The organism is Mesorhizobium sp. M1217 (assembly GCF_040318275.1).
In the GTDB taxonomy this organism is placed as follows: Bacteria; Pseudomonadota; Alphaproteobacteria; order Rhizobiales; family Rhizobiaceae; genus Mesorhizobium.
Genome location: NZ_JAMYMA010000020.1, coordinates 16,046 through 36,637, shown reverse-complemented (window position 1 = coordinate 36,637; position 20,592 = coordinate 16,046). Strand labels below are relative to the sequence as shown.

The window sequence follows — 20,592 nt, the reverse complement described above, 5'->3', positions numbered from 1 at the left end:
TTCCGGGCAGTTACGCCGGAAGACCGGCGAATGGATGCCAATGCGACGGACCGGATGCTTCAGGGAAAAATCCAAATGACCATGAAAACCCCGCGCAGGAAGCTGCCTGCGCGCTATGCCGCCGTCCTCGGCCCGCTGGTGCTGTCGTTGCTGATGACGTTCATCGTGTCGTTCATCTCGACACTGAAAAGCCTTGGCTTCCAGCCCGACCTGCCGGCCACCTGGCTGACGGCTTGGGGCCTGTCCTGGATGGTGGCCTTTCCGACGCTGCTGCTGTTGCTGCCGGCGGTGCGCCGCATCGTTGGCTGGCTTTGCGAGCCCGTGGCTCGATAGCAGGCTGCGCCAAGGGCCCGAAGCAACTTACGGGTCTTTCAGTGCGAAGTGAACGGACACTATCACCAACGGCCTTTGCGGCGGTTCCAGGCATAGAGCAGATCGGCGAAGCGATCATAGGCATAGCGCGTCAACGGCAGCGTGGCGGGATTGCCAAACAGCGTCGCCAACCAGCCCTCGCCCGGCGTTATCAGCCAAACCGCAACGGCAACATCGGCGCCGACCAGCAATTTGCCACCGGCGTCGGTCGCATGCAGCCGGCGCCGGATATCCTCCAGCCCGATGCCGTAGCGGGCCAGCGCCGTCGGTTCGGCATTGATGTCGCGAAATTCGATCCGCCCCGCCTTGACCGCCTCGATCAGCCGCCGCTTCTGCCGGCTGATGCCGGCATCGCAGACCGGACAGCGCGTATTGTACCAGACGGTCAGCAGAGGCTTGGCCATGGTTCGCAACACCAGCGGAGGACGCGCGACGACTATCCAGCAAATGCCGTTGCGCCGCAACGTGACGCGACACCGCGGAATGTCCCGGCTTCGGCTAATGCACGTCGCCCCAAAAACATGTCCTCGGGCCTGGCCCGAGGGTGCGCGGCGGTTTGCCATACCGACCTGTTTAAAAAGAAGAGCGTAAAGCGCGTCGCAAGAGGCCGTTCAAGCGCGACGCGCTTCAGGCACGGCACTCAGCCGAGCGAGGTAATGATCTCGCGATAGGCATCCTCCGGGAAAGCCTTGAGTGTCCGCGTCCTGACGTTTCCGCCCGCCGCCAGCATCAGCGAGAAACGAGCTAGTACGGCATCGTCGGGGGCTTCGACCACCGCCACCATGTCGCAATCCCCCATGGTGAGATAAAATGCCTTGAAGGACCCGCCCATGTCTCCCAACAGCTTCTTGGCGGCATCGAGCCGCTTCGGCGACTCGCGCACGTTTTTGGCGCCTTGCTCCGTCCAGTTGATCAGCACGATGTAAGTTGTCATGGCACACCTCCCTCCGGGGCCACGGAGCACGGCGTCACAGCCGGGGCGGGCATCCGGGTTTGTCGCCCAGAAAATGCATCCGTCGCGGAATTATCCTCTCGTAGGGCACGACCCGCAAGAGCGGCGCGTCCAATCGTGATCGCCTGTGCCCAAACGGAAAAGGACGCCACCGGCGCCCTTTAAACTGCTTATCCGTCACCCAGACTCAGCTGTCGAGGAAGCTTCTGAGCTTGCGCGACCGGCTCGGGTGCTTGAGCTTGCGCAGCGCCTTGGCTTCGATCTGGCGGATGCGCTCGCGGGTGACCGAGAACTGCTGGCCGACCTCCTCAAGCGTGTGGTCGGTGTTCATGCCGATGCCGAAGCGCATTCTGAGCACGCGCTCTTCGCGCGGCGTCAGCGAGGCCAGCACGCGCGTCGTCGTCTCGCGCAAATTGGCCTGGATCGCCGCGTCGATCGGCAGGATCGCCATCTTGTCCTCGATGAAATCGCCGAGATGCGAATCCTCCTCGTCGCCGACCGGCGTTTCGAGCGAGATCGGCTCCTTGGCGATCTTCAGCACCTTGCGCACTTTTTCCAGCGGCATTGCGAGCTTTTCCGCCAGTTCTTCCGGCGTCGGCTCACGGCCGATCTCATGCAGCATCTGACGCGAGGTGCGTACGATCTTGTTGATCGTTTCGATCATGTGCACCGGAATGCGGATGGTGCGCGCCTGGTCGGCGATCGAACGGGTGATCGCCTGCCGGATCCACCATGTCGCGTAGGTCGAGAACTTGTAGCCGCGGCGGTATTCGAATTTGTCGACCGCCTTCATCAGGCCGATATTGCCTTCCTGGATCAGGTCGAGGAACTGCAGGCCGCGATTGGTGTATTTCTTGGCGATGGAGATGACGAGACGCAGATTGGCCTCGACCATTTCCTTCTTGGCGATCGCGGCTTCGCGCTCGCCCTTCTGCACCTGGTTGACGATCTTGCGGAATTCCTGGATCGAAATCGCCGTCTCGGTGGCGAGGTTCTGGATCTCGGCGCGCAGGTCGCGGATGGCGTCCTTCTCGTTCTTGGTGAACTCCTTCCAGCCGCGCGAGGTCAGATTGCCGATCGAACGCGTCCAGTTCGGATCGAGCTCCGAGCCCTGATATTCCTTGAGGAACTCCTCGCGGCGCACGCCATAGCTTTCGGCCAGCCGCAACAGCTTGCCCTCGTTCTGCACCAGGCGCTTGTTGATGTCGTAGAGCTGCTCGACCAGCGCCTCGATGCGCGCCGTGTTCAAGGACAGCGACTTCACCGCCTTGATCAGCTGGTCCTTCAGCTCCTTGAGCCGACGGTCCTGGCTTGGCGACAGCGTGCCGGCGGCGGCCAGCCGGTTCTCGACCTGCTGGTCCTGCAGCTTGCGCAGCTTCTTATAGGTGTCGGCAATGACGTCGAGCGTCTCCATCACCTGCGGGCGCAGTTCCGCTTCCATCGCCGCCAGCGACAGGCTCGCCTCGTCATCGTCCTCCTCGTCGTCGTCCACCAGGCCACGGGTGTCGCCGCCGACATTGGTGATGTCGTCCTCGTCCTCGCGCGAACGGCGCGGCTTTTCCTCGGTCTTGGCTTCCTCGATACGCTCGACCACCGGCGCCTGCTTGGCCTCCGGCCCGGCATAGGTCGCCTCGAGGTCGATGATCTCGCGCAGCAGGATCTTCGATTCGTTGAGCTCGTCGCGCCAGATGATGATGGCCTGGAAGGTCAGCGGACTTTCGCAGAGGCCCGCGATCATCGTCTCGCGGCCGGCCTCGATGCGCTTGGCGATCGCGATTTCGCCCTCGCGCGACAGAAGCTCCACCGAGCCCATCTCGCGCAGATACATGCGAACCGGATCGTCGGTGCGGTCGGTCGGCTCTTTTTTGGTCGTGGTGGCGGCGACGGCGGTGCCGGTCTGCTCGGCCAGCTCGTTGGCATCCTCCTCGGCGTCAGCGGCGGTATCGGCGGCTTCGGGCTCCTCGCCCTGCTCGTCGTCCTCGACCACGTTGATGCCCATGTCGGAAAGCATGGCCATCGTGTCCTCGATCTGCTCGGAGGTCACTTCCTCCGAGGGCAGCACCGAATTCAGCTCGTCCATGGTGACATAGCCGCGCTTCTTGGCGGCCTTGATCATCTTCTTGACAGCATCGTCGGAAAGGTCGAGCAGAGGGCCATCGGTCGCGGCCTCGCGTTCGGTCTCGACTTCTTCCTTTTCTTTTGTCGCCATAGTCTTTATTTTCTCCAAGCGGCTGAGTATCAAAGCCGCGTAAGCTGCCGGTCCGGTCAAATTGGATGCGCTCTTTCCAGAACGCGCTTTACCGGGCCAGTAACTGCATCTCTCGTTAAGTCCAGATTAACCCTGATATCTGTGGCAAGCTGACTGCCTGTCCAGTGATCAGTACCTTACATCGCTGCATTCCCGTCGATGCCGGGGCGGGTTAACGTTTCGAATCGACCTGATTCCGCCATTCTGCCGGAAGGTCAAGCGCCTCTCGCATGATTCGCATGAAAAAAGCGAATCAATTACCCGACTTAGAGCGCCGCACGCTTGATTCGACGCGCAAGCACGTCCTTACATTCAGTCTTCTGGAGGCTTCGATCTAAACGCGCCCAGCCCTGCCCGACGATACGCCAAACCCTTCGATCAGCGCTTCCGTTGCCTGCACATCACGAAATTGCGCCTGGATTTCGACCAGGTGCCGGTAGTTTTCGTCCGTGGGGTCGCTGGCGAGCGCTGCTTCCGCCTGCTTCAGCTCCTTATGTAAGGTGCGCGCGCTGCGCTGCAAGTGGAGGGCCTGGCTGAACGCATCGCGGGCATCGTCGAGTGCCGCCGTTTCCAGCGCCGGCCATTGCCGCGCACGTTTGATCAGCGCCACCGCACGCTGCCAGATCTCGCCGCAGCCGGCCCGCTCGATCGTCGCGATCACCGCGTCGCGGTCATTGGCCATATCATGCGCCATGGCGTCGAGGATCGCCGCATGCAGCCGCTTCAGATCGGAGTTGGCGAGATCGAGGAACTCGACATGGGCGAAATTCTCGTCGATCAGCACGGGATGGTTGACGAGGGCGGCAATGATCGTCGCCTCGCGTACCGACATGCCCTCGCCGCCGCGCTTGACCAACGCCGAGCGACCGAGGCTTTCGGTGATCGCGGTGCGCCCACCGGCATTGCCGCCGCGCGCAAACTGTCCGCCGGGTGCTGAACCCTTGCCCTGGAAACGTTCGCCGGGCCGTCCGTCCTGACGCCCCGGGCGTCCGCGCTGGGCACCGAAGAAGCTCTGCACCCGCTCGCGCATTTCCTGTTGGTAGTGATAGCGAAGGCTCTCGTCGCGGATACGGCTGGTCAGTTCGCGCAGCGTCTTTTCGAGCTCGGCTCGCCGTTCCGGCGTGTCGAAGATGCCGCCGGCCGTCTCGCGCATCCACAAGAGGTCGGCCAGCGGCCGCGCCTCGGAAAGCACGGCGCGGAACGCATCCGGTCCGTCACCCTTGACCAGATCGTCGGGATCCTTGCCCTCCGGCAGCAGGGCGAAGCGAACCGAGCGGCCCGCCTGGACCGCCGGCAGCGCCATGTCGGCGGCGCGCCATGCTGCCTTCAACCCGGCGTGGTCGCCGTCGAAGCACAGCACCGGCTCGCCGGCCATGCGCCATAGAAGTTCGAGCTGGTTTTCAGTCAATGCGGTGCCGAGCGGCGCCACCACGTTTTCGAAGCCGGCCTGCGCCAGCGCGATCACATCCATGTAGCCTTCGACGGCAATGACCGTGCCGCCCTTGGCCAGCGCCCCCTTTCCCAGCACTTGGCGTGCACGAGCGAAATTGTAGAGCACGTTGCCCTTGTGGAAGAGCTCCGTATCGGGCGAGTTCATATATTTGGCCAGCGCATCCGGCGCTAGCGCCCGCCCGCCGAAGGCGATGATCTTGCCCCTGGAATCCGGGATCGGGAACATAATGCGGTCGCGGAACCAATCGTAGGAAACCGGGACGTCGTCGCCATGGCGCACCAGCCCGCACGCCTCGATGTCGGCCTTGGGGACGCCCTTGGCGGCAAGATGCTCCTTCAGCGCGTTGCGGCTGTCGGGCGCATAGCCGAGGCGGAAGGACTGCTGCGTCGCCGGTGTCAGTCCCCGGTCGCGCAGATAGGCGCGGGCCTTTGCGCCTTCCGGTCCCTGCAGCCGTTCCTGGAAGAACACCGTCGCCATCTCCATGACATCGGTCAGGCTGGCGCGTTCCTTTTCGCGCCGTTCCTCATCGGCGTCGCGAACCGGCATCGGCACGCCGGCCATGTCGGCGATCTTCTCGACGGCCTCGGGAAAGCTCATCCCGTCGAGTTCGGTCAAGAACTTGAAATGGTCGCCCGAAACCGAGCAGCCGAAACAGTGATAGCGGCCCTTCTTGTCCTCGCAATGGAAGGACGGGCTCTTCTCGCCATGGAACGGACAGCACGCCCAATAATCACCGCGCGGCGCGTTTGTCTTTTTCCTGTCCCACGCGACGCGCTGGCCGATCACCGAAGAAATCGGCACGCGGTCGCGGATCTCGTCGAGGAAAGCAGGCGGAAAGCGCATGAGGGACAGCTCGTTTGGCCTCCATATAATCACACGGGCCAAGCCCGACGACTCCTAATGCGGAACCATACCCGGTTTTCACAGGCCAAAAAGAGAAGGCGGCCTGCGGGCCGCCTTCTCGATCTAATCCGGCGCAGCGCCGGTCAGCCGTTCCGCACCTACTGCGCGGCGATAGCGCCGAAGATCAGGCCCGAGAGGTTGCTGACCAGCAGATAGTCGTTGCCGACCCGGATCCACTCCTGGCCGGGACCGGGACGGCGCAAGCCGTAGTGGCGATAGTCGCGGATCGGCTGGTGACGCTTCCAGCTGGAATATCTCTGGCCGTTGCGCCAATGGCTGCGCTTCACCACGATCTTTTTCGTCACTACGACGCGCTTGTTCACCTCGACATGCTTGTTCACGTCGACATGCCTGCCGGGCTTTTGCCAGTCGACCTGGCTATAACTCGATTGCGGTGCGTTTGGTGGGTTCAATGGTGCAGCCTGGCCCTGCAAGGCCGTTGCAGCCAGCATCGAGAAGGCAATGGCGGAAAGAACGATGCGTTTCATAGCGGGTACTCCTTGGTTGTCGATGCCTCTGGAATAGAGCCGGAAGGATGAACCGAAACTGAACGCAGAGATTACGTTTTCGTAATGATTTCCTACATTTAGCACGCCTAATTCAGCACTACCTTTAAAGCGGCTGTCCGAGCACGGACGCATGACCCTCCGTAACTCCGCGGGCAATGCAACCATTTTGCCGGCCATCCATTTCCGACACGCCCCGTCGCGGGGCAACACTCGTCCGAACCGGGCAAAATTTATTATTCGGCTAAAATAAATCGGAGTAATATCAACCTCTGCAATGTCCACGATTCGCGCCCACTTTTGCCCTCGTGACGTCACGGCGCCCGCGTCGCTGATACCGGTCGGGTTGCGGGGTCGGGCATGAGCGGCTCGGTCGTTTTGCTGCACCTTGCCGGTGCGGTCGCACTGATGCTGTTTGCCACCCGTTTGGTGAAGACCGGCGTCGAGCGCGCCTATGGCGATGTGCTGCGCCACAAACTGCGCGCCACCATGCGCAATCCCTTCATGGCGGTTCTGGCCGGCTGCGGCCTGGCGGTCGCGCTGCAAAGCTCGACCGCCGTTACCTTGCTGGTCGGCTCATTCGCCGGCTCCGGCATTGTCAGCGGCATGTCGGGCCAGCTTGCGGTGCGCGGTGCCGAGATCGGCTCGGCGCTGGTGGTCAAGCTGCTTACCTTCGATCTGTCGCTGCTGGTACCGGTCTGCCTGGTCGCCGGCACCGTCATGTTCATGGCCACCGAGCGGCGCGACTGGCGCCAGTTCGGCCGCATCCTGGTCGGCATCGGCCTGCTGCTTCTGTCGCTGGAGATGATCGGCCAGGCGTCGGAGCCGCTGCGCCAGAGCACGCTGATGCCGCTCATCGTCGATTACTTCTCCGGCGATCCGGTCACCGCCTACCTTCTGGCGGCGTTGGTCACCTGGCTGTTCCATTCCTCGATCGCCGCGGTGCTGCTTATGGTGACGCTCGCCGGCCGCGGTTTCATCCCGCCCGAACTCGGCATCGTGCTGGTGCTCGGCGTCAATCTCGGCTCTTCGATCATCGCGCCGCTTCTAACCCGCAACGCAGAACCCGGCGTTCGCATCGTGCCGATCGGCAATCTCCTGATGCGCGGCATGGGCTCTCTGATCATGCTGATCCTGTTCCTGACGTTCAAGCCGCCAGTCGCCTTCTTGGGCAGCACCGTGCCCGAGCAGATCGTCAATGCCCACATCGTCTTCAACATCCTGATCCTGATCGCCGGCCTGCCGCTGGCGCGCCTGGTCTATCGTGCCTCGGAAAAGATCGTGGCGCTGGGCACCAGGCCCCAGCCCGCCAACGCGCTCGACGTCATCGAGCTTTCGGCGCTCAACGAAAGTGCGCTCGACGTGCCGAGCCAAGCACTCGCCAATGCCACCCGCGAGGTAGTGCGGGTCTGCGAGACGGTCGAGATCATGCTGAAACGGATCATCGAACTCTATGAGAGCGCCGACGCCGACAAGATCAGTGCGCTGGCCGCGCTCGACGACCGTGTCGACAGGAAGCACGCGGCGATCAAGCTCTATCTCGCCAAGGTCACCAAGAACCCGCTGAGCGAGGACGAGGCCCTGCGTTGCCAGGAGTTGATCGGCGCCTGCGTCAAGCTGGAGCAGGTCGGCGACATCATCGTGCGCAACATGCTGGTCCATGTGAAGAAGAAATTCGAGCGCGGACTGGAGTTCACGCCGGAAGGCTGGCGCGAGCTTTGCGCCTTCCACGCCTTGGTGCTTGCCAATGCCAGGCTGGCCTTCAACGTCCTGGTGTCCCGCGATCCGGAGACCGCTCGCCAGTTGGTGCTGGAAAAGGACCGGCTGCGCGACCGCGAGAAGGAAACCAGCCAGAGCCATTTCGTGCGGCTGCGCGACGGCACCGCCAAGAGCGTCGAGACCAGCTCCATCCATCTCGACACCATTCGCGACCTCAAGCAGATCAACTCGCTGCTCGCCTCGATGGCCTATCCCGTGCTTGAGGAACGCGGCCTGCTAACCGGTTCGCGGCTGAAGGCCGGATAGATTGCGTCCACAGGCCGGTAGCTTCAGAAGCTCGCCTATGCTGTGAGCCAATGCGCAAAATTACCTTTGCGCCACCTCCTGTCTGTCGGCTAAAGATCGCCAGATCTACCGGAAGGAAAGTAGATGGACACCCATTCTCGCAGCTTCGCCAAGGCGCTTTCCTGGCGTGTCACCGGTACCATCGACACGATGATCATTTCGCTCGTCGTGACGGGAAGCATCAAGCTCGCTGCGGCCATCGGCCTGACCGAGGTCGTCACCAAGTCGCTGCTCTACTACCTTCATGAGCGGGCGTGGCTGAAAATTCCTTACGGAAGGAAGGCGGCCGCGTAGCTCTTGCCGCCGCGGCCGGCACCTGACCGGTGACAAAGAAAATCTAAAGCGGCGTCGCCAATTTCTGAATTGCCCGGTGCCCTTATCCGTGGTTTGAGGTCACCTTATCCGAGGATCGCCTTCCCGCCATGCTTCCCCTCATTGCCCTGTTCATTGCCGCCTTCGCCTTCGGCACCACCGAATTCGTCATCGCCGGCGTGCTGCCGCAGGTGGCGGATGGCCTTGGCGTCGCGATCCCGACCGCCGGCTATCTCGTTTCCGGCTATGCCGGCGGCATTGCAGTCGGCGGCCCGCTGCTGGCGCTCGCCACCAAAAGGTTCTCCCGCAAGGCCCTGCTGCTTGGACTGACTGCAGCCTTTACCATCGGCCAGGCGGCCTGCGCGCTGGCGCCCGACTTCGCCTCGATGCTGCTGTTGCGGATTGCGGTGGCCGTGGCACACGGCGCCTATTTCGGCGTTGCCATGGTGGTGGCCGTCGGCCTCGTGCGCGAAGACCAGCGCGGCATGGCGGTGGCGCTGATCCTGTCCGGCCTCACCGTATCGAATGTCATCGGCGTTCCGGCCGGCACGGCAATCGGCAACATCTGGGGATGGCGTGCGACATTCTGGGTGATGTGCGCTCTCGGCGTGGTGGCCTTCGCCGCCATCGGCGCCCTGCTGCCGCGCAAGACAGGATCGTCGAGCCCGTCCGTCAGCCTTGGCAGCGAGGTACGCGTGCTCGCACGCCAGCAGGTCTGGACCTCGCTCATCATGATGCTGATGCTGATGATCGGCCAGTTCGGCCTGTTCACCTACATCACGCCGACGCTGCTTGAGGTCACCGGCCTCGACGAGAAATGGATACCTTGGGTGCTCCTGCTCAACGGTGTCGGCGCTACAATCGGCGTCTTCGTCGGCGGGCGCCTCGCCGACTGGAAGCTGATGCCGTCGCTCATCGCAATGCTATTCCTGCAGGCGGCGATGCTCGCCTCGATCTACGCCGTCAGTCCTTACCCACTGCCGATGGTGATGGCGATCTTCGTCTGGGGCGGCCTCAACTTCGCCATCGGCACGCCGATCCAGACCCGCATCCTGACCTGGACCGCGGACGCCTCCAATCTCGCCTCGTCGCTCATTCCGTCAGGCTTCAATGTCGGCATCGCGCTCGCCGCATCGCTCGGCGCGGCGATGCTCAATGCCGGCTATGGCTATCGCAGCTTGCCGGTGGTTGGCGCGATCGCCATGCTGGTCGCGGTCGCGGTTGCGCTTGCCTCGCATGTCTGGGAATGGCGGAGCCGGGCGGCGCCGCCGCTGCCGGCTGCCGCCGAATAGGGCTACAGATCGATCCGGTAACGCAGGCTTTCCGCGCCGCCATAGGAAGCATCCTCGAAGAAACGCCCGACGAGCCCGCCGCCATTGGCCAGAACGACCTTCTGCGAGGGCACATTGTGAGGCTTGCAGGTGATTTCGACGAAGGGCAGGCCAACCGCCCTCGCCTCCTCCAGCATGAGCCGCAGCGCCTCCGTCGCATAGCCGCATCCCCGTTTCCACGGCACCACCGCATAGCCGATGTGGCCGAGCACGTGCGATGGCAGCGCCGCGGTTCCGGGCTGCCAGCGCAAGCCGATCGAGCCTGAGACTTCCCCGTCCCAGATCCAGCGCCGAAATCCAGGCAGCCGCGGCACCGTCGAACCGTCCGGCAAGACGATCGGCGGTCCCTTGCCATCAGGATCGTCGAGATCGGCAAGGAAAGTCGCTGGATCCTTTTCGATAGCCGCAAGCTGCTCGCGCGTCGCGTCGAGCAGCCGCACATTGTCCGGCGACCAGCCGCGCTCGAGGGCCGCCTTGTAGGACGGCAGGTGTTCAAACGCCGGTTTGACGAGTTCGATCATGAGCGCGAGCTTTTGGCTGTCGGCCCTCAAAGGCGGGCTTGCGGCTGTAGCGACTACGACAAAACTGCCCCGCCATCGACCGTAATTCCCAAGTTTTCCGCATTGCGCCCATGTCGCGCAATGATTGCGACCGGGCGCATAAGGCTGGCTCCGCTTGGATGAGGCAAGCCGGCCAATTGCCCGCGAACGACCGTGAGATGGATCTCGAACTATCCAAGGGCGTCTGCAAGCATCTCATTCAAGCGTGCGAATGCTGCGGACTCGTCTGGCGCATGGGCCGGATTAACTTCTGTGATGGTCAGGCCGCGCCATTGCGGCAGGGCTGTCAGTTGCTTTAGCACAAAGGCGACTTGCTCCAGTTTGAGACCGTCGCAACGGCGCACATTCTCCGCAATCGGAAAATCGATAAAGGAGAGCACATCGACATCGAAGTGGATAAGCACGCAGTCAAAGCGCGCCGCCCATTCGGCCGCGCGCGCCGACGCCGCCTCGATGTCACTCAAAGCTTCCTCACGCGATATGATCTTGATCGCGTGATTTCCGATCACGGCCGCTTCGGGCGGGGTGATGTTCTCGATGCCGAAATAGAGGAGTTGCTGAGGCACGAGCATCGGGCGGGTCGGGCCGAGCCTCGCGAGCGAAGGCTCGCATCCATGGATATTGAGCAGATGGGCGACGCCGGTCCAGTCCAAGGCGCCGTCGCTCGTGTCAGGTGTGTTGAGATCGGCGTCGAAGTCAATGTAAACGAGTCCGATCCGCGCGCCGGCCGCATTCGCCCCGGCGACCGTCCCCAGTTCCACAGTACAATCGCCACCTAAAACAAGCACGTCTTCCTGCGCTGCGATCGCCGTCGCTACGTGGCTTGCGACCAACTCACAGGCGTCGCGCACTGCTTCCAGGTTCATAGCCTGCGACCGCGAAGGGTCCGGTCGCCATCGGAACGATGCAACATCGCCACGATCCCTGATGGATCTGCCTCGGTTCGTGATCGCTTCTGCGAGCCCATTTCGCCGAAAGGCCGCGGGGGCCTGTTCCTGACCCGGCGAATAGGCGCCGGCACTCGTGGCCGCACCGACAATATTCAACAAACGCGCCGCCAAATCGAAGCTCCATTTTCGCATGATCTTCTCGCAAACGTGTCCGGAGGGAGGAAGGTTCCTCCTCGACTTGAGAGGTTGCCGCCCGGCATCGGCACGAGGCCTAACAAGCAAAAAGCTCGCCGCATCGATGCCGTCGTGAGACGCCAGACGTCGAACATACAGGTTCATTCGCGCGGCCGTGGCGATGAACATGTCGGTGCGAACTGCCGTCCGCTCCGCCCGCTCCTAGCCTGGCTCCTCGCGATGGTCTCTTCGAGTCTCATGAGCACCGCTAAGGCGGGAAAAATCCCTACTGAAGCAGGCTCTTGACGATGCCGCTCGCCTTGGAGAAATCCATCTGGCCAGCATATTTCTCCTTGAGCGCCGCCATCACCTTGCCCATCTCCTTGACGCCGCTGGCACCTGTCTCGGCGATAGCGGAACGGACGGCGCTTTCCGTCTCGGCCTGGCCCAGTTGCGTCGGCAGGAAGTCGCGGATGATCGCCATCTCGTCGCGCTCCTGCGCGGCAAGTTCCGGCCGCTTGCCGTCATCGAACGCCTTGGCCGATTCCTCGCGCTGCTTCACCATCTTGGCCAGGATCTGCAGGATCTCGTCGTCGCTGGCCGGCTCCTTGCCGGCGCCGCGATTGGCGATGTCGCGATCATGAATGGCCGCCTGGATCAGCCGCAATGTCGGCAGCCGGCGCTTGTCCTGTGCCTTCATCGCGCTCTTCAGGGATTCGGCGATTTTGCCTCGCATGGTGCTTTCTCCTTCGAATGCGGCGGACAATAGCCGTGCCGAAAGCCCAAGGCAAATTCAAGTCTGTCCGGCAAATCCCTGATATTGTTCGACGAAATAAATCCAGGCACGTACGGCGCGGCATCATTGACCGCCTTGGCGCCTTCCCCTATGTACTGTGCCTTGCATGAATTGAATTCTAGTGCACGTCGCCCAAAAGTGCGTAGCGGTTTTGGGGCAACGACATGCAGCGCGCCGAGGCTGTGAGATTGCCGCTTCGCGCTTTTTGTTGCGCCGATTGAGGAGCGCAGCCTTTAGGAGTGCCGCCATGGCAACGATGACCGCCGCATCGACCCCCCCTTGGGCCACCGAGAAGCCGACCGCTCTGCTGGTGCTGGCCGACGGCACCGTCATCGAGGGCCGTGGTCTGGGCGCTTCCGGCTCCGCCGTTGCCGAGGTCTGCTTCAACACCGCGCTGACCGGCTATCAGGAGATCCTCACCGACCCCTCCTATGCCGGCCAGATCGTCACTTTCACCTTTCCGCATATCGGCAATATCGGCACCAATAACGAAGACATCGAGGATCTCAATCCGCTGGCCCGCGCCGGCGCCGTCGGCGCCGTGTTCAAGGCCGATGTCACCAACCCGTCGAATTACCGCGCCGGAACCGGTCTCGACCAGTGGCTGAAGAAGCGCGGCATCGTTGCACTTTCGGGCATCGACACGCGCGCGCTGACCGCGCTGATCCGCGAAAAGGGCATGCCCAATGCCGTTATCGCGCACGCCTCAGACGGTATCTTCGACATCGATGACCTCAAGCGCCGCGCCGCCGCATGGTCGGGGCTTATCGGGCTTGATCTGGCCAAGGGGGTCACCTCCGGCCAATCCTCGGTCTGGCGCGAGACACCCTGGGCCTGGAACGAGGGCTTTGGCGAACAGGCCGACCCGTCGATGCACGTCGTTGCCATCGATTATGGCGTCAAGCGCAACATATTGCGCCTGCTTGCCGGCCTCGGCGCCAGGGTTACCGTGGTGCCGGCCAAGACCGGAGCCGAGGAGATCCTGGCGATGCGGCCCGATGGCATCTTTCTATCCAACGGCCCCGGCGATCCGGAAGCCACCGGCGACTACGCCGTTCCGGTCATCCAGGATCTGTTGAAGACCGATATCCCGCTGTTCGGCATCTGCCTCGGCCACCAGATGCTGGCGCTGGCGCTGGGCGGCAAGACCGCAAAAATGCATCAGGGCCACCACGGCGCTAATCATCCGGTCAAGGACCACACCACCGGCAAGGTCGAGATCGTCTCGATGAACCACGGCTTTGCCGTCGACGCTGACTCATTGCCGAGCGGCGTCGAGGAAACCCATGTCTCGCTATTCGACGGTTCGAATTGCGGCATCGCGCTCACCGGCAAGCCGGTCTTCTCGGTCCAGCATCATCCCGAAGCCTCGCCCGGCCCGCAGGATTCGCACTATCTGTTCCGCCGCTTCGTCAACCTGATCCGCGAAAAGCGTGGCGAGCCGGCACTGGCCGAGCGCTGACCAAGCGGATGCATCAGCTATAATATTTCGGCGGCGCGTGATCTGGACAACTTGCCGCCGGACGTCCGCGAGCAGGTCTCGGAAGGTCCGATTTCTTACGCAGTCGGCGGTCGCGGAGATACCAAGCGCCTCGTCGGCAGGGAAGGTTACAGACTTCGGATCGGTCGCTACCGAGTCATGTTTGACGAAGACCGCGCCACGATCCTTGCGGTCCATGTCGGCACACGCGAAACGACAACCTACCGTCGGCCATAGTAGGACAGAACACCATGAACGCCCCGCAAATCATCAAGACCCCAACCGGTGAGGAGCTGGTCGCTATCCCAAGGGGACTACGAGATCCTTTTGCGTGCCGCCGAAGAAGCTCTGGAAGACGCTGCCGATGCGGCGATCTACGACGAGCGTAAGGCCGATCTCCGAGCGGAAAGGGCACTGCCCGCGGACGTGACCATGGACATCTTGCGGGGCTCCAGCCGGCTCAAGGCGCTGCGCAACTGGCGGCGGCTGACGCAAGCCGATTTGGCGGCCATGATCGGCGTCAGCCAGGGTTTTCTGTCGGACCTGGGGTCCAATCGCCGCAAACCATCGGCGCAGACAGGTGCAATGCTGGTCAAGGCGCTCGACATTCCAACCGAATGGATTGAGCACTAGGTGATGCTACACTGGTTTGCGGCTTCTTCTCCCTTGGTTTTAGCTGATCCCGGTCATGGCGCGCCGGCGCCCGCCCGCTTCTCAATCAGCTCGGCAACCGCATCAGGATTGTCGGCCAGCACATAGTGGCTCGCATCGGGGATCTCGGCGCGCTCGACATGGCTCATGCCCTTGGCGCGGTAGCCGGCGAGGAAGGTCGGCAGCAGCGCAACAAAGGGGGACTTCTGGCCGAAGGCGATGACGAGCGGAACGGTACTCGGCGCCGTCTGGGCGGCGTTCCATTCGGCATCGCTGGGGAAGGCGCGGTAGATCTCGAACGCGGCATGCAGTTGAGGCGCTCGATAGATGCGAAAATAGTATTTGCGTTCCTGCCTGGTGAATTTGCCGAAGTCGAGGAACCAGCCAAGCACGGCGGCCTGCCGACCGGGAACCACCTTTTCGGCGAGGCCGCCGGGCGCCTGGATGAAACCGATATGCCACGTGCCTGATATCGCCTTGTCCCAGCCGTCGATGCCGGGCATCGGAACATCGAGGATCATCGCACCGCGCAGCGTGTCGGGAAAGCGCCTGAGATAGGCATAGGTGACGATGCCGCCAAGGTCGTGACCCACCACATAGGGTTTTTCCAGATGCAGAGCGTCGGCAAGCCCATGGATCTGCGCCGCAAGATTGGCGGCTTCATAGCCGCCCCTGGCAGGCTCCGAGCGGCCTATGCCGGGCAGGTCGACGGCAACGACGGTGAAGCGTTGCGCCAGTCTCGGCATGACGGCCTGGTATTCGTTCCAATCTTCCGGAAATCCCTGCACCAGGATAAGGGCTGGTCCGTGCCCGCCACGCAGGTAGTGCATGCTGCTGCCGTTCACCGCGGCTTTGGCCGAGGTGAACCCGGGCGGCACCTGACCTGCCCGTCCAGCAGGCGCCGCATGAGCCGCCACTACAACGAGCACCGCGCAGACAGCCACAGCCATGAGCGCCGCGCGATGAAGTATCCGGTTCAACATGTTGCTCTCCTCTCGTCTTCGATCCAGGTCCCGCGTTTGTTGCTTCTGACGTAAACTAGGGCGGGAGTTCGAATGGTCAGAGTTACAAAATGCGGCGCGAATGCCTCGAGGCCGGACCGCGCGATTACCGGAGTTGCGTTGTTGCCCTCATTCCTATCGCCTTTTTTCAATGAAGCCATTAAAACCGGTCAACCGGTCTGTTTAAGTCGCGCAAAGAGAAGAAGGCTCCCGAAGAACCAGTGTGATGGGCATTTCGTTGGCCGGATCTGTCTCCACAGCCCGTCCTTGGTCAGGGCGATGCGGCCGTCATGGCTCATATCTGTGCTCCGTCTTCAGCAACGCCGGACGTGACGTTTCTGAGCGCCGCCGGCTTGGCTACTTTCGTGACGAAGACGATGAGCGCCAGCGTCAGGAAAATCGCGCCGAGCAGGTAGGGTGCGCCGCCGAAGGTCACGGGCGCGTTCGGCCCCGTGAACCAGGAAAAGATCGCCGTATAAAGCAGCGGCGTGATGATCGAGGTGATCGAGAAGATCGACGTCATCGCGCCCTGGAGTTCGCCTTGTGCCGAAGGCGGCACCTTGGCGGCGGCAAGGCTCCTGAGCGGCGGATCGGCCAACGCCTCGAGGCAGCCGACGACGATCACTGCATAGATCATCCAGCCTTGCGACGCGAATGCGTAGCCGAAGGCGCTGAGTGCCGTAAATGCCAGACCGATTACCGCCGTCTTCCACTCACCGAGCTTGGGGATCACGCGCGGCAGGACCGTCGCCATGACGATAGCCCCGCACAGGCCGAAGGCACCGAGCGAGAAGCCGATCTGTTGTTCGCTCCAGCCATAGCGATAACTGGAGACGAACGACCAGACCGCAGGATACATCATGTGCCCCAGCGTCATCAGAAAGAAGACAAGCCCGATCCAGCCGATGCCTTCGTAGTTGCGCATCTGGACGAGCGTGCCGACCGGGTTCGCGCGTTTCCACTCGAAGCGGCGACGATGCTTGCTATCGAGCGTTTCCGGCAACAGAAACAGCGCGATCAAAAAGTTTACGAAGGCAAGCCCGGCAGCGGAATAGAATGGCACGCGCGGCCCGAACGTGCCGAGCAACCCGCCCAGGACCGGCCCGATGACGAAGCCGACGCCGAAAGCGATGCCAAGCAGGCCGAAATTCTTCGCACGGTTCTCGTCGGTCGAGATATCGGCGATGAATGCCGATGTCGTGGAATAGCTGGCGCCGGAAATGCCGGCCAGCACACGCCCGATGAACAGCATGGGATAGGACCAGGCGATGGCACAGATCAGATTGTCGATGGAAAACGTCAGCACGGAGGCGAGCAGAATCGGCCGTCGTCCGAACCGGTCGCTCAACCCGCCCATCACTGGTGCGAAAATGAACTGCATCGCCGCATAGGCGAAGAACAGCCAGCCGCCCTCGATAGCCGCCTCACTGATGCCGACGCCGGTCAATTCTCTGAGATAGGCCGGCAGCACCGGCATGATGATGCCGAAGCCGATGATGTCGAGCAGCAGGGTGGTGAAAACAAGCGCAAGGCCCCGCCTGGCGGTTTTGGGGTCTATCATGATGGTATCTCCTCGGGCCGCCCGAGCGAACGGGAACACACCTTATAGGCGAGCACATCGCTGGGAACAATGAGGGAACGGGCAGGGTGTTTTCATCCTGACATCCCCTGACTGCGATCCAGTCTCTCGGATTACGAGAAAACCGTCGGGCTCAGATCGGGTTGTTGAACGTGTCGCAGTCCGAAAGCTTGCCGTTCTGGAAGCCTCGAGCCAGCCAGGTCTGCCGCTGCTGCGACGTGCCGTGGTTGAAGCTTTCCGGCACGACGTAGCCCTGCATCTTCTTCTGAAGCGTATCGTCGCCGATCTGCTTTGCGGCGTTCAATGCCTCCGCCATGTCGCCCTGTTCCAAAATGCCCTTCTGGCCGGTGAAATGTGCCCAGATGCCGGCAAAGCAGTCGGCCTGCAGCTCGACCTGCACCGACATGTGGTTGGCGTCGGCCTCGCTCATATTCTGCCGCATCTGGTTGAATTTGGGCAGGATGCCGACGAGGTTCTGCACGTGATGGCCAACCTCATGCGCGATAACATAGGCCTGTGCGAAATCGCCCGAGGCACCGAACTGCTGATCGAGTTGCTGGAAGAAGGTGGTGTCGAGATAGACCTTGCGATCGTTGGGACAGTAGAATGGTCCGGCCGCTGACGAGGCAGAACCGCAGGCGGAGCGAATCTGGCCGCTGAACAGGACCAGTTTTGGATCTTGATAGGTCAGGCCCTCGGACTGGAAAATACCAGTCCAGGTATCCTCGGTCTCGGCCAGCACGGTCGACACGAACTGCTTCATCTCGTCGGAGGCCGGCGCACCGGTACCGCCGCCTTGCTCGCCGCTATTGTCGGTGATCTGGCCGCCGCCGCCGGGCTGCAAGCCGCTGTTATCGAGGATCTGACTCGGGTCGAAGCCGAAATACCACCCTGCCAGGAAAATCAATCCTACGATGATGATGCCCGACATGCCGCCGCCGCCGGCGCGACCGCCGATCGGGATGCGAAACTGCCCCGGCCCGCCGCCAAGCCCGCCGCTCTGGCCGCGCTCGTCCTCGACATTGTCACTCTGACGACGGCCCTTCCAGAGCATGGCAACTCCCCGTGATGCACGTTTGCAATCAACCCGCCGATGTCCTGGCCGGTTCCAACCCAGCAAACAATTATCCCAATGGTTACGCCAAGTCACAGTATTTTTCGCGCTAACAAGCAATGCCTGCTGACGCGGGTCTGCTCTGGCTTAGACGTCGCAAGGTCTGTAGCATCTACCGTGGCTGTGGAAGCGAGGGGCGCTTGCGGATGATCGGGCGGGTTCTGTTGCTGTTTGCGGCATTGTCTTGCCTAGGCCCCGCGCCGGCCAGCGCCGTCACTCTCGATTCCAGTGTCGCAATCACCGATCCCGAGACCTTGCAGGCGCTCGAGCGCGGCGGGCTATCGATCAGCCATCTGCTTGGGCCAGCGCTCGGACTGACACGCGACGTCGACAATCGCGGGCTGTTTTCGGTGCGCGCGCTGAGCCCGGTCCGCAACGCCGTCAAACAGCAGATCGTAGACGAACCAAGGAACAGCCCCGACTCCTATGTAGCCGCTCTGGCAAACTCGAAAGACATCACCCAGAAGTTCAATCCGAAATACATCGACGACGACGGTTCGACGCTGGACCTGACCGGCATCGTCAATCGCATGGATCGCGGCTATCTCGGCCACACCGAATGCGGCGAGATCAGGCTGATCTACCGCTTCCACTATTCGGTCGAGGAGAAGCCTGGGCAACGCATCTCGTCGCGCCTGCCGCTGACCCTGAGCCTGGTCTTCAACGCCATACCGACTTCGGCACAGACTCGCGCCTCGAAGGACCGTCCGCGCTCGGCTAACGGTTCCTGCGCGGACGTGGCGAAGCGCTGGCTTGGCGCCGGGCAGAAGAATCTGGAGCCGGATCAACTGGCGGCCTGGCTGCGCTCGGAAGAAGGCCCGCTTTCCAGCGCGATGTTGAATTCTTCGCAGATCATGCGGCTCGAGCTCAACATGCAGGTCGTGCGCCTATCGGCTTCGAGCCGGCGCGATTTCGGCGGCCACGCTGAGTATCTGTTGAAGATATTCAAGTGGGACCCGGCCAAAGCCATTTTCCAGGAAGCGAAAATGGAGAACCAGATCGACCGCAAGCTGGTGCTGGCCGACAGGCAAACCTTCGAAAGATGGCTGCTCACCGACCGCAACATCTATGATCTCGACCGTGGCCGCCTGGTGATCGACGAAAAATTCCTCGCGACCACCGCGGTTTCGGTGGCACCCGGCGGTATGAGCCGGTCGCAAAACAATTTGGCTTTTGGGCTGCTCGATGACGATGCTATCGACAAAGCGCTCAAGGTCTATGTCGCCAAGGGCAATACGCTTCGCACCGTCAAATCGGTGGCCGGCTTCAATCTGCGCCTCAACGAGATGACCTGCACCGGCTGTCACCAGACGCACGGCATCGCCGGGTTCCATTACACCGGCGCCGACCCGGCCAGCGAACCGCGCCGCAACGCGGTGTTCGTGCCGGGCTCGGCTGTGTTTTTTGCCGACCTGCCGCGCCGCCGCGCCATTGTCGAGTCGTTCGCCGCTGGTAGACACCCGGATTTCAGCCGCGGCTTTGCCGGCCGTCAGGAGGCAAAATACGCCGAAGCGCTGAAAGGCACCGATCTCTACAATGGATGGGGCTCGACCTGCTATCGCGGCACCGACCCAAGTTTCGTAGACTGGACCTGCGACAAAGGCCTGCGTTGCGCCGGGGTCCACGAGAGCGCCATCCATCCGGGCTTTGGTACCTGCGTCAGCGAGGCCGGCACCGCGGTCGGCGATCCGGTGGAGTTCGGCGAGATCAGGATGTCGAAATGGGGCAACGACCAATATTGCCGTCTGTCACCGGCAACCGCGAAGGCCTGCGCCATCGACCCGGCCAGGGACAGAAAACCGCCGATAAAGCTCGCCGGCTATGGCGCGGCGCGCCAGCGTTACGATAATCCCGAGCAGAAGACTGGCGGCTTTCCCGGCGGCATGCTGCGCAAGGCGACCTGCGAAAAGCTGCCCGACGAGGCAAGCTGCGGCCGCCTCGCCAAGACCGGCTTCAACGACTGCGTAGGCTCCGGCAAGGACCACAAATTCTGCACCAGGGAATTCACCAAGACCGCTGGCCTGCGTGCTTGCGACAAGGCCCATCCCTGCCGCGAGGACTATATCTGCACCGCCGGTTTTGACGATCTGCCGGAAGCAAAGCCCGGCAAGGGCACTTGCATCCCACCCTATTTCATCTTTCAGTTTCGCGTCGATGGTCACCCGCGCAACTGGGTGCAGGATACGAATGAGTGAGCAGGCCAGTC

18 protein-coding genes are annotated in these 20,592 nt (G+C 62.4%); 7 read left to right on the top strand and 11 right to left on the bottom strand.

Translation table 11 applies throughout. The features are described 5' to 3' along the window. The first annotated feature begins 75 nt into the window (after positions 1 to 75). Positions 76 to 333, top strand: coding sequence for a DUF2798 domain-containing protein (locus tag NKH37_RS27310; protein ID WP_023719336.1), 258 nt, complete (start codon positions 76 to 78; stop codon positions 331 to 333). Between the two features lie 62 nt (positions 334 to 395). On the opposite strand, the gene NKH37_RS27305 is transcribed toward NKH37_RS27310, so the two are convergent. From NKH37_RS27305 to NKH37_RS27285, 5 genes are all read right to left on the bottom strand, one after another. Continuing rightward, complete coding sequence (locus NKH37_RS27305) at positions 396 to 776, bottom strand: thiol-disulfide oxidoreductase DCC family protein (protein WP_031194130.1); 381 nt, start codon at positions 774 to 776, stop codon at positions 396 to 398. A gap of 236 nt (positions 777 to 1,012) precedes the next feature. Then, positions 1,013 to 1,306 carry a GYD domain-containing protein gene (locus NKH37_RS27300; protein WP_023719338.1) on the bottom strand — a complete coding sequence of 98 codons (294 nt, stop codon included), beginning with the start codon at positions 1,304 to 1,306 and terminating at the stop codon, positions 1,013 to 1,015. Positions 1,307 to 1,511: 205 nt separating this feature from the next. Next, positions 1,512 to 3,533: an RNA polymerase sigma factor RpoD gene (gene rpoD / locus NKH37_RS27295; protein ID WP_023719339.1), complete on the bottom strand. Its 2,022-nt coding sequence runs from the start codon at positions 3,531 to 3,533 to the stop codon at positions 1,512 to 1,514. A 373-nt stretch (positions 3,534 to 3,906) separates the two neighbouring features. After that, complete coding sequence (gene dnaG, locus NKH37_RS27290) at positions 3,907 to 5,868, bottom strand: DNA primase (RefSeq protein WP_353006003.1); 1,962 nt, start codon at positions 5,866 to 5,868, stop codon at positions 3,907 to 3,909. A gap of 158 nt (positions 5,869 to 6,026) precedes the next feature. Further along, entirely contained in the window at positions 6,027 to 6,416 is a 390-nt protein-coding gene (locus NKH37_RS27285; protein ID WP_023719341.1) for an RcnB family protein, read from the bottom strand. A 378-nt stretch (positions 6,417 to 6,794) separates the two neighbouring features. On the opposite strand from NKH37_RS27285, the gene NKH37_RS27280 reads away from it, so the two are divergent. From NKH37_RS27280 to NKH37_RS27270, 3 genes are all read left to right on the top strand, one after another. Further along, entirely contained in the window at positions 6,795 to 8,459 is a 1,665-nt protein-coding gene (locus NKH37_RS27280) for a Na/Pi cotransporter family protein (protein ID WP_023719342.1), read from the top strand. Between the two features lie 123 nt (positions 8,460 to 8,582). Beyond that, positions 8,583 to 8,792 carry a DUF2061 domain-containing protein gene (locus NKH37_RS27275; protein ID WP_023678301.1) on the top strand — a complete coding sequence of 70 codons (210 nt, stop codon included), beginning with the start codon at positions 8,583 to 8,585 and terminating at the stop codon, positions 8,790 to 8,792. 128 nt (positions 8,793 to 8,920) lie between these two features. Continuing rightward, positions 8,921 to 10,102 (top strand): MFS transporter, encoded by a 1,182-nt coding sequence (locus tag NKH37_RS27270; RefSeq protein ID WP_023719343.1) that lies wholly within the window; start codon positions 8,921 to 8,923, stop codon positions 10,100 to 10,102. Between the two features lie 2 nt (positions 10,103 to 10,104). Here NKH37_RS27270 and NKH37_RS27265 read toward each other — a convergent pair whose 3' ends face one another. The 3 genes from NKH37_RS27265 to NKH37_RS27255 all read right to left on the bottom strand — a co-directional run bounded on the left by NKH37_RS27265 (position 10,105) and on the right by NKH37_RS27255 (position 12,501). Beyond that, a complete protein-coding gene (locus NKH37_RS27265; protein WP_023719344.1) occupies positions 10,105 to 10,662 on the bottom strand; it encodes a GNAT family N-acetyltransferase in 558 nt (185 codons plus the stop codon). Between the two features lie 209 nt (positions 10,663 to 10,871). Then, the gene (locus NKH37_RS27260) at positions 10,872 to 11,954 is read right to left on the bottom strand and encodes an arginase family protein (protein ID WP_352592386.1); all 1,083 of its coding nucleotides are present in this window, start codon (positions 11,952 to 11,954) and stop codon (positions 10,872 to 10,874) included. 97 nt (positions 11,955 to 12,051) lie between these two features. After that, positions 12,052 to 12,501 carry a GatB/YqeY domain-containing protein gene (locus NKH37_RS27255; protein ID WP_023719346.1) on the bottom strand — a complete coding sequence of 150 codons (450 nt, stop codon included), beginning with the start codon at positions 12,499 to 12,501 and terminating at the stop codon, positions 12,052 to 12,054. A gap of 307 nt (positions 12,502 to 12,808) precedes the next feature. Here NKH37_RS27255 and carA point away from each other — a divergent pair, with 307 nt between their 5' ends. Together carA and NKH37_RS27245 are read left to right on the top strand one after the other, a co-directional pair. Further along, positions 12,809 to 14,023, top strand: a complete 1,215-nt coding sequence (gene carA, locus NKH37_RS27250) for a glutamine-hydrolyzing carbamoyl-phosphate synthase small subunit (RefSeq protein WP_353006002.1) — start codon at positions 12,809 to 12,811, stop codon at positions 14,021 to 14,023. Between the two features lie 345 nt (positions 14,024 to 14,368). Continuing rightward, positions 14,369 to 14,674, top strand: a complete 306-nt coding sequence (locus tag NKH37_RS27245) for a helix-turn-helix transcriptional regulator (RefSeq protein WP_353006001.1) — start codon at positions 14,369 to 14,371, stop codon at positions 14,672 to 14,674. Between the two features lie 53 nt (positions 14,675 to 14,727). On the opposite strand, the gene NKH37_RS27240 is transcribed toward NKH37_RS27245, so the two are convergent. The 3 genes from NKH37_RS27240 to ypfJ form a co-directional block, all read right to left on the bottom strand. Further along, positions 14,728 to 15,675 (bottom strand): alpha/beta fold hydrolase, encoded by a 948-nt coding sequence (locus NKH37_RS27240; RefSeq protein ID WP_353041833.1) that lies wholly within the window; start codon positions 15,673 to 15,675, stop codon positions 14,728 to 14,730. Positions 15,676 to 15,988: 313 nt separating this feature from the next. Continuing rightward, positions 15,989 to 17,254: a TCR/Tet family MFS transporter gene (locus NKH37_RS27235; protein ID WP_353005999.1), complete on the bottom strand. Its 1,266-nt coding sequence runs from the start codon at positions 17,252 to 17,254 to the stop codon at positions 15,989 to 15,991. Positions 17,255 to 17,405: 151 nt separating this feature from the next. Further along, the gene (gene ypfJ, locus NKH37_RS27230; RefSeq protein WP_352846776.1) at positions 17,406 to 18,326 is read right to left on the bottom strand and encodes a KPN_02809 family neutral zinc metallopeptidase; all 921 of its coding nucleotides are present in this window, start codon (positions 18,324 to 18,326) and stop codon (positions 17,406 to 17,408) included. Positions 18,327 to 18,532: 206 nt separating this feature from the next. Here ypfJ and NKH37_RS27225 point away from each other — a divergent pair, with 206 nt between their 5' ends. Next, positions 18,533 to 20,581, top strand: coding sequence for a hypothetical protein (locus tag NKH37_RS27225; protein ID WP_353041831.1), 2,049 nt, complete (start codon positions 18,533 to 18,535; stop codon positions 20,579 to 20,581). Positions 20,582 to 20,592: the final 11 nt, after the last annotated feature.